Origin of the sequence: Desulfovibrio sp. 1188_IL3213, assembly GCF_036763145.1 — a bacterium.
GTDB lineage: Bacteria > Desulfobacterota > Desulfovibrionia > Desulfovibrionales > Desulfovibrionaceae > Desulfovibrio.
Window position 1 is genome coordinate 1 of record NZ_JBAIYR010000366.1, and the last position, 2,279, is coordinate 2,279.

A 2,279-nucleotide genomic window follows, 5' to 3' on the forward strand; every position below is an offset into this window, starting at 1 on the left:
CACGGCGACGGACACGGCACGGGCCTGGGTTTTCCCACGGCCAATCTGGCCCGCCCGGAAGTGGTCATCCCCAGAATCGGGGTTTACGCCACCCTTGCCACTCCTGCCGACAGCGGCAAAACCCGGCCCGCAGTGACCTGCATAGGCTGCAAACCCACCTTCGGGCAGAACGAGCTGAGCGTGGAAACTTTTTTGCTTGAGGGCGGCGACGACCTTTATGGCCGGACGCTGCGGCTGGACTTTGTGGAGCACCTGCGCGGCGAAAAGCGCTTTGATTCCGTGGATGCTCTCAAGCAGCAGATCGCTGCGGATGTGGAGCAGGCGCGACGCATACTGGCGGCCTTTGTTCGGCAGTAGGGGCAAGACTGCCGGAACAGCTTGCAGAGCGGTTGCCGTCTGGATCGCTCCGGATGGATTTTTTACTGCGCGGCGGCGGACGGACTCGCCCCGTGCCGGAGCATGAATTGTACCGCTGCTGCGCACAAGTCAACGATGAAAAGGCCGGTCCTTATGATGGACCGGCCTTTTCTGTTTTGTGTCCGGCCGCTGTTGTTACGGCCGCGTCGCAATTTCAGTCAGGGCAGCCGCAAAACGAGACTGCCTGACGGGAAATTACAGAGGTGTTTTTTTGGATTGCACGGAAATTACCTCAGAAAAATGCTTGAGGGATGTTTTCCACAGGTCGAAGATTTCTTCCAGATTTTTTTGGGTCATGCCGTAACGCATAAAGACGTCCATTTCCAGGGCCAGGTCCCGATCCTGATCAAGGTAGGCTCTGGTGTATACCTTTTGGGCATTCCATTTGTTGATTTCTTCCATAGAAAAGTCTTTGGCTTTCCATATGCCCAAGAATTGCAGGGTGCTGCAGCTCTTGCCGTCGGTACATCCTGAAAACCATATGGCGTACTTGGTGCCGTCTATACGCCCCTGAATGATGGGCGTTCCCTTGGATGAGGCACTTAGTTCGGCGCTGCCGAAACCTTTGGCGACTTCAAGTATTTTTTCATGGTCCGAAGCTGTAATGATATCGCTGTTAGCCATGGCCCCGGCGGCAAAGGCGCAGGTCATCCACAGGCTCAGCGCGAGCGTTAAAAGTTTTTTCACTTGTTTCTCCTGATAGTATACTGCGTTATTCCGGCATCAGCGCCGGAACGAAAGGCGCGAAGGGCATCGTGGCCCCGCTTTTTTCGCGAAGCTTTCTTTACCATTATACAGCGCATTTCGCCTTTGTAAACGCTTTTGATTCTCTCTATTAATATCGGGCAATAAATGATAATATATTATATATAAAAAACTATAAAAGTATGTTTTAGCGGAAACCAGCCCGCGTGCCGGGTGGTCTTTGTCCGCGCTTTGCCGTATGATCAGACGATGATACGCGCTGATCTGCATAATCACACTTTGGCCGCCCACGGCCAAGACACCGTGGGCGACATGTATGAGGCAGCCAGGAAACGTCATGTGGACTGGTACGGGTTTTCGGAGCACTCCCCCCTGCCGCCGGGCTATTCCTGCCCCCTGTACAAGGGGGACCTCAACGTGACCTTTCCCGCCTATGTGGAAGCGGTGCTGGCGCTCAAGGACAGCGCAGCCCCCGGCGGCCCCCAGGTGCTGCTCGGCATGGAGCTGGACTGGCTGCCCGTGAATATGGGGTGGATGGAAGATCTGCTGGGCCGATATCCCTTTGACTATGTTATCGGTGGCCTACACTTTGTTCACGATGTACCCATTGGCTCCCCGCGCAGTTGGGGCGAGGAACTGACCCTGCCGGAACGCTTTGCCCGCTATGAGGCCTATTATGGCGAAATGGCCCGGCTGGCGGCCGGGGGCCTTGTGGACGTGGTGGCCCACCCGGACTTTATCAAGGTCTGCTGTTACGAAGATTTTCAGACGTGGCTGCGGCAGCCGGGCAGTCTGGATATTGTGGCGTACGCCCTTGAAGCCATGCGGGATCAGGACGTGGCTATGGAAGTTTCCTCCGCGGGCCTGCGCAAGGCGTTTCGCGAGCCGTACCCCGGCCCGGTCATTATGGGGCTTGCGGCTGATCTGGGGCTGGATATCAGTTTTGGTTCCGATGCCCATGCGGCGGCTGAAACCGTATCACACTTCGATGATCTGGCGCGCTACGCCCGTTCGTTCGGCTTCAGACGCAACCGCATCGCCGTGGGGAGAGAGCGGCGCAAGCTTGAATTCTAGCTGTAGAGCAATTTCACTTTGAAATTGCTCTGGCGGCTGCGTGGCCGTCGCCCGCCGCGGGCTGACCCGGTCTGTTGCCTGCT

General features: G+C 56.6%; 3 protein-coding genes. 2 read left to right on the forward strand and 1 reads right to left on the reverse strand.

The genetic code is table 11. The annotated features are described in order from the left end of the window. The coding region (locus tag V6C16_RS11475) for a riboflavin kinase (RefSeq protein ID WP_333543265.1) at positions 1-357 on the forward strand (357 nt) is incomplete at its 5' end. Positions 358-612: 255 nt separating this feature from the next. Here the strand turns inward: V6C16_RS11475 and V6C16_RS11480 are convergent. After that, positions 613-1,104 carry a YbjN domain-containing protein gene (locus V6C16_RS11480; RefSeq protein ID WP_333535107.1) on the reverse strand — a complete coding sequence of 164 codons (492 nt, stop codon included), beginning with the start codon at positions 1,102-1,104 and terminating at the stop codon, positions 613-615. Positions 1,105-1,371: 267 nt separating this feature from the next. Here V6C16_RS11480 and V6C16_RS11485 point away from each other — a divergent pair, with 267 nt between their 5' ends. Continuing rightward, positions 1,372-2,196: a histidinol-phosphatase gene (locus V6C16_RS11485; RefSeq protein WP_333535108.1), complete on the forward strand. Its 825-nt coding sequence runs from the start codon at positions 1,372-1,374 to the stop codon at positions 2,194-2,196. Positions 2,197-2,279: the final 83 nt, after the last annotated feature.

Excerpts from the sequence above, each read along its gene's own strand:
- V6C16_RS11485 (WP_333535108.1), top strand. The coding sequence starts at position 1,372 with ATGATACGCGCTGATCTGCATAATCACACTTTGGCCGCCCACGGCCAA.